Annotated in this window: 7 protein-coding genes; 4 read left to right on the top strand and 3 right to left on the bottom strand. The window is 71.9% G+C overall.

What is annotated here, in order from left to right; all coding sequences use genetic code 11:
• Positions 1 to 832: SGNH/GDSL hydrolase family protein (locus VLF38_RS04625; RefSeq protein WP_325270111.1), on the bottom strand; the 832-nt coding region annotated here is incomplete at its 3' end.
• 91 nt (positions 833 to 923) lie between these two features.
• Between VLF38_RS04625 and gatC the strand changes: the two genes are divergently transcribed.
• Genes gatC through gatB form a run of 3 tightly spaced genes read left to right on the top strand, consistent with a single transcriptional unit; the run spans position 924 to position 4239 of the window.
• Complete coding sequence (gatC, locus tag VLF38_RS04620; RefSeq protein WP_107700307.1) at positions 924 to 1223, top strand: Asp-tRNA(Asn)/Glu-tRNA(Gln) amidotransferase subunit GatC; 300 nt, start codon at positions 924 to 926, stop codon at positions 1221 to 1223.
• Positions 1223 to 2749 carry an Asp-tRNA(Asn)/Glu-tRNA(Gln) amidotransferase subunit GatA gene (gene gatA, locus VLF38_RS04615; protein ID WP_325270110.1) on the top strand — a complete coding sequence of 509 codons (1527 nt, stop codon included), beginning with the start codon at positions 1223 to 1225 and terminating at the stop codon, positions 2747 to 2749. Before gatC ends, gatA begins: the two co-directional genes overlap by 1 nt.
• Complete coding sequence (gene gatB, locus VLF38_RS04610) at positions 2746 to 4239, top strand: Asp-tRNA(Asn)/Glu-tRNA(Gln) amidotransferase subunit GatB (RefSeq protein ID WP_325270109.1); 1494 nt, start codon at positions 2746 to 2748, stop codon at positions 4237 to 4239. The genes gatA and gatB overlap by 4 nt, the downstream gene beginning before the upstream one ends.
• Positions 4240 to 4421: 182 nt before the next feature.
• On the opposite strand, the gene VLF38_RS04605 is transcribed toward gatB, so the two are convergent.
• A complete protein-coding gene (locus tag VLF38_RS04605; protein WP_325270108.1) occupies positions 4422 to 5276 on the bottom strand; it encodes a DUF6929 family protein in 855 nt (284 codons plus the stop codon).
• On the bottom strand, positions 5273 to 6211 hold the full coding sequence (locus VLF38_RS04600) for a PQQ-dependent sugar dehydrogenase (RefSeq protein ID WP_325270107.1): 939 nt from the start codon (positions 6209 to 6211) through the stop codon (positions 5273 to 5275). The genes VLF38_RS04605 and VLF38_RS04600 overlap by 4 nt, the downstream gene beginning before the upstream one ends.
• On the opposite strand from VLF38_RS04600, the gene VLF38_RS04595 reads away from it, so the two are divergent.
• Positions 6192 to 6423: hypothetical protein (locus tag VLF38_RS04595; protein ID WP_325270106.1), on the top strand; the 232-nt coding region annotated here is incomplete at its 3' end. The genes VLF38_RS04600 and VLF38_RS04595 overlap by 20 nt on opposite strands.

Below are 6423 nucleotides of genomic sequence, written 5' to 3'. Positions count from 1 at the left end.
GGTGGTAGGCGAGCGCGACGCCGGCGTCGTTCGCCCGCCCCTGGACCCACGGGTCGTCGGAGCAGATGTCGTGACCGCGCGTGGCGGCGTACACGTCGACGTACTCCACGCCTGCCTTCTCCGCGGCCTGCTCGAGGTTGCGGTTGAGGCGGTCGAGGGTCGTGCGGGCGTAGGCGACGTCGCCCTTCGCAAGGGCGAGGCGCTCCGGGCAGTGGCCCTTCTCAGGAAAGATCGCGGGGTAGCCGATCACGAGGACGCGCGCCTCGGGGGCTCGCTCGCGGACCGCCTTCAGCACGGTCACCAGCTGGCGGCGCTCCTTGCGCAGGACCTTGGCGATCAGGTCGGCGCCGTCGCCCTCCTCGAGGAAGTGCTCACGACAGGGGGCGCCGTCGGGGTCGCTCGCGCGCAGCGCAGGGCAGATCTGTGACCAGGCCTGCGCAGCCGCGGGATTGCCGCCGATGCCGACCGTCACCAGGTCCGTGCCAGCGGTCACCGCATCGAGCTGCGGTGGTGCCTCCGCGTCGTCGAGGAGCCGCTGCCCCCCGACCAGGTTGGAGATGTCGGCCCCCGTGCAGCTGCGGTCGAACAGGGTCGCACTGAGGACCCGCGCCAGCCGGTGCGGGTAGTTGACGCCGGATCGCAGGCAGGGGTCGTCGAGGCCGGTGGCCCCGACGAGAGGGGCGGCGGTGAAGGAGTCGCCGAGGGCGACGTACTGGTCGTAGAACCGGCTTCCCGCGCCCGTCTGGGACGGGGCCGGCTTCCCGGATCCACCGCACCCGGCGAGCACGAGCACGGCAGCGGCCACCGCCGCGCGGCTGAGCGCCCTGGTCATCTCCCACCTCCGCGGCGAGGGTAGCGGGAGGGCCATGGGGGCGATGGGACCGCGGTCGGGCCCTGCGCGCTCCGCACATAGGATGATCCGCATGCCTGAGATCTCCCGCGACGAGGTCGCGCACCTGGCGGATCTCGCCCGGATCGACCTGTCCGACGCCGAACTCGACCACCTCGCGCCGCAGCTCGCGAAGATCCTCGAGTCCGTCGCGTCGATCAGTGCCGCCGTGAGCGACGACGTGCCCGCCACCTCGCACCCGATCCCGCTGACCAACGTCTTCCGCGAGGACGTCGTGACCCCCGGCCTCACCGCCGAGGAGGCACTCGCGATGGCCCCCGCCACCGACCAGCAGCGCTTCAGCGTGCCCCGGATCCTGGGAGACGAGCAGTGATGGATGACCTCCTCAAGAAGTCGGCCGCCGAGCTGGCCGACCTGCTCGCTGCCGGTGCGGTCACGAGCGTCCAGCTGGTCCAGGCCTGCCTCGACCGGATCAGCGACGTCGACACCGGCGACCAGGGCGTCCACGCCTTCCTCCACCTCAACAGCGAGGGCGCGATCGCCGAGGCTGCAGCCTCCGACGCGCGCCGCGCGCGTGGCGAGCTGCTGAGCCCGCTCGACGGCGTCCCGATCGCGGTCAAGGACGTGCTCGCGACCATTGGCCAGCCGACCACGTGCGGCTCGAGGATGCTCGAGGGCTGGATCCCGCCGTACGACGCGACGGTCGTCGCACGCCTGAAGGCTGCGGGCCTGCCGATCCTCGGCAAGACCAACATGGACGAGTTCGCCATGGGCTCCTCGACCGAGCACTCGGCGTACGGCCCGACCCGCAACCCGTGGGCACTCGACCGGATCCCCGGTGGCTCCGGGGGTGGCTCGGCTGCTGCTGTCGCGGCGTTCGAGGCCCCGCTCGCGATCGGCACCGACACCGGCGGCTCGATCCGCCAGCCGGGCGCCGTCACCGGCACGGTCGGCGTGAAGCCGACGTACGGCGCGATCTCGCGCTACGGCCTCGTCGCGATGGCCAACTCGCTCGACCAGGTGGGGCCGGTGACGCGCACCGTGCTGGACTCCGCCCTGCTGCAGGAGATCGTCGGCGGGCACGACCCGCTCGACTCCACCTCGCTCTCCGACGAGATCCCGAGTGTCGTGGAGGCGGCCCGCCAGGGGCTGACCGGCGACCTGACGGGCGTCAAGGTCGGCGTCATCACCGAGCTCTCCGGCGAGGGCTGGCAGGCCGGCGTAATGGCCCGCTTCGAGGAGTCCCTCGAGCTGCTGCGCGACGCCGGAGCCGAGATCGTCGAGGTCTCCTGCCCCAGCTTCGAGCACGCGCTCGCGGCGTACTACCTGATCATGCCGTGCGAGGTCTCCTCGAATCTCGCCAAGTTCGACGCCATGCGCTACGGCCTGCGCGTCACGCCCGACGGCGACCCGTCGGCCGAGGAGGTCATGCGGGCCTCGCGCGACGCCGGCTTCGGTGATGAGGTCAAGCGCCGCATCATCCTGGGCACCTACGCGCTGAGCTCGGGCTACTACGACGCCTACTACGGCCAGGCGCAGAAGGTCCGCACGCTGATCCAGCGCGACTTCGCCGCGGCGTTCGAGCAGGTCGACGTCCTGGTGTCGCCGACCGCGCCCACCACAGCGTGGAAGCTGGGGGAGAAGCTCGACGACCCGCTCGCCATGTACAAGGGCGATCTCGCCACCATCCCGAGCAACCTCGCCGGCGTCCCCGGCATCTCGGTGCCCGCCGGCCTCGCCGACGAGGATGGCCTGCCGGTCGGCTTCCAGGTCCTCGCCCCGGCGATGGCCGACGACCGCGTCTACCGCGTGGGAGCCGCCCTCGAGATGCTGCTGGAGAAGCAGTGGGGTGGCCCGCTGCTTGCCAAGGCTCCGACTCTGGAAGGAGCGGCCCGATGACCGCCCTCGTCCCGTTCGACAAGGCGCTCGCGGCGTACGACCCGGCCATGGGCCTCGAGGTCCACGTCGAGCTCAACACGAACTCGAAGATGTTCTGCGGCTGTCCGACGGAGTTCGGAGCCGAGCCGAACACCCAGGTCTGCCCGACCTGCCTCGGCCTGCCCGGCGCGATGCCGGTGGTCAACCACAAGGCCGTCGAGTCGGCGATCCGCATCGGCCTGGCGCTCAACTGCGAGATCGCCGAGTGGTGCCGCTTCGCCCGGAAGAACTACTTCTACCCGGACATGCCGAAGAACTTCCAGACCAGCCAGTACGACGAGCCGATCGCGTTCGAGGGCTACATGGACGTCGAGGTCGAGGGTGAGACGTTCCGGGTCGACATCGAGCGCGCGCACATGGAGGAGGACACCGGCAAGTCGCTGCACGTCGGTGGCTCGACCGGCCGGATCCACGGCGCTGACTACTCGCTCGTCGACTACAACCGGGCCGGCATCCCCCTCATCGAGATCGTCACCAAGCCGATCATCGGCGCCGGCGAGAAGGCCCCGGCCGTCGCCAAGGCCTACGTCGCGCAGCTGCGCGACCTGATCGTGGCGCTCGGGGTGTCCGACGCGCGCATGGACCAGGGCTCGATCCGTGCCGACGTGAACCTCTCGCTCGCGCCAAAGGACAGCGATGTCCTGGGCACGCGGTCGGAGACGAAGAACGTCAACTCGCTGCGCTCGGTCGAGCGGGCGGTCCGCTTCGAGATCGGGCGCCACGCCGGCATCCTCAACGAGGGCGGCAAGGTCGTGCAGGAGACGCGTCACTTCCACGAGGACACCGGCGAGACCACGTCGGGGCGCGAGAAGTCCGACGCCGAGGACTACCGCTACTTCCCCGAGCCCGACCTCGTGCCGGTCGCCCCGTCACGCGAGTGGGTGGAGGAGCTGCGCGGCACGCTCCCGGAGAACCCCACGGCCAAGAAGGCACGTCTCCAGGCGGAGTACGGCTTCACCGACCTCGAGATGCGCGACGTCTGGGCCGCCGGCGCTCTGCCGCTGATCGAGGCCACCGTCGGCGAGGGCGTGGCCCCGCAGTCGGCGCGCAAGTGGTGGGTCGCCGAGCTGCTCCGTCGCGCGAACGACGCCGGTGTCGAGCTGGCCGAGGTCGGCGTGACGCCGGCTCAGGTGGCAGCCGTGCAGAAGCTGGTCGACGCCAAGACGATCAACGACAAGCTCGCCCGCCAGGTCTTCGACGGCCTGATCGCCGGCGAGGGCACGCCCGAGGAGATCATCGAGAAGCGCGGCCTCGCGCTCGTGTCCGACGACGGCCCGCTGATCGCCGCTATCGATGACGCGCTGGCTGCGCAGCCCGACCTGGTCGAGAAGATCAAGGGCGGCAACATGGGCGCCATCGGCGCGATCATGGGCGCGGTCATGAAGGCAACCCGTGGCCAGGCGGACGCTGGCCGGGCCCGCGAGCTGATCCTGGAGAAGCTCGGTCTGTAACGCCGAAGCGGCGCGAACCTGCACGACGCGGGCGCCGAAGCGGCGCGTACTTGCACGGCGGGAGCGCCGAGGCGGCGCGTACTTGCACGGCGGGAGCGCCGAGGCGGCGCGAACCTGCAGGTCCACTGCAGGTTCGCGCCGCCTCGGGGTGCCTACGCTGCAGGTTCGCGCCCTCTCGCCGATCAGAGACCGGTGAGCTCGAGGCGGCAGAGCTGGGCGGCGAGGTCGGGGTCGTCGCGATCGGTCACGGCCCATGCGCCCCGGCCGTCGTCGTCGACCACGAGCCCCTCCGCCTTCACCGCGAACGGCGCATCATCCGTCCCGAGCAGCGGCGTGCAGCGGGCGAGGTCCCCGTCGATGACACCGAACGCCGCCCCGGCGACCGGCCCGTCGAGCACGGGGTCATCGGTCTCCTCGGCGGCCGCCAGGTAGGCGAGCCGTCCGTCGGCGAGGAGGGCGAGGTCGGTCATGTGCGCGTGTACGCCGCCCAGCACGGCCGGCTCGACCGGCATGGTCCGCAGGACGCGGGCACTCCCGCCGTGCAGCACGTCACGGGAGAGATCGACGAGCACGTCGGGCGAGGCTCCCGTGGCCCGGTGGCAGAGCCGCAGCACGCCGTCGCAGATCACCGCGCCCTCGACGTTCGGCGCCTCTCCGAGCGTGTCGGCCACTGCTGCGAAGACGGCGGTCAGGTCGTGGGCGGTGGCCCGGGCGTCACCGGGGCGCGGGAGCCGGGTGGCGAGCCAGCGGTTCGACAGCGAGCCCGAGCCGAGCAGCCAGACGTCGTCACGGTCGTGGAACGCGGCCTCGAAGTCCGGCTTGCGCGACTTCTCCAGACGGCGCCCGTCGCCGGCCAGCGGCTGGTGGGTCACGGCACCTGTTGCCGGGCTGACCCACGCCACGGCGTGGGCGTCGTCGCCGACGACGAGAAGCCGGTCGTCGACCGCGAGCAGCGCCGAGCCGGCGCGGACACCCTCCACCTCGCGCAGCGAGGTGACCCGGGCGACGAGCGTGTCGTCATGCCTCGGCCGGATCACGGAGCCACCTCGAGGATCCGGTCGTCATCGGCGCCGGGGGAGCCCCGGCCGTCGCGGTTGGAGGTCGTCACCCACAGGCGACCCTCCGGAGTCCTCACCACGGTGCGCATCCGTCCATGCTCGCCGATGAAGAGGCCTTCCGCTCGTCCCGCCTCGCCACCCCGCACCGGGATCCGCCAGAGCTGCTCGCCGCGCAGCGCCGCCATCCACAGTGCGCCGCCTCCCCACGCGAGCCCGGAGGGTGACGCGTCGGCCGTCTCCCAGACCAGTGCCGGGTCGACCTGCTCGCCCGTGCCGCCGCGACCCTCCACCGAGGGCCAGCCGTGGTCGCGTCCACGCTCGACGCGGTTGAGCTCGTCCCAGGTGTCCGCGCCGAACTCGGAGGCCCACAGCTGCCGGCCGACCCACGCCAGGCCTTGCACGTTGCGGTGTCCCCACGACCAGACCGGCGAACCGGGGAAGGGGTTGCCGGGCGCAGGGTCGCCGGCTCCGGTGATCCGCAGGATCTTCCCGCCGAGCGAGCGGAGGTCGGCCGCGAGCGCACGCTGCCCGATCTCGCCGGTCGAGGCGTAGAGGTAGCCGTCTGGTCCGAACGCGAGTCGGCCGCCGTCATGGATGGCGCCCTTGGGGATCCCGGTCAGGACGGGGCGAACCGGACCCAGTCGCCCCTCGGCGTACGTCGTGGTGACGATCCGGTTGTCCTCGTCGGAGGTCACGTAGAGCCAGACCCGGCGATCCTCTGCAAAGCGCGGTCCGACGGCGACCCCGAGCAGTCCCGCTTCGTCGTACTCGTCGCTGACCTGCCGCACGGTGCCCACCACACGGGGGCTCCCCGCGCCCACGAGGAGCACCCGCCCGCTGTCACGTTCGGTCACGAGCGCGGTGCCGTCAGGCAGGAACGCGATGCCCCACGGGGTGTCCAGCCCCTCCGCCACCGTCCGTACGACGCGTGGTCGCGCGCTGCTCGACCCGCTGCTGCTCGGCTCCGAGCTGCTCGACCCGGCGCTGTCCGAGCTGGAGGGTGAGGGCGAAGCCGAGGTGGCCGAGGCTCCGGGCTCACGGGCCGGGCCCGTGCACGCGACGATCAGCGGGATTGTGCAAAGTGCCAGCGCGACCGCGCGCTTCGTGCCACGCTCTGAGCGGCGGG

It is taken from the genome of Nocardioides sp. (assembly GCF_035481145.1).
In the GTDB taxonomy this organism is placed as follows: Bacteria; Actinomycetota; Actinomycetes; order Propionibacteriales; family Nocardioidaceae; genus Nocardioides.
Note: the sequence above shows the minus strand (reverse complement) of the source record. Positions and strands in the feature narration are given on the sequence as shown.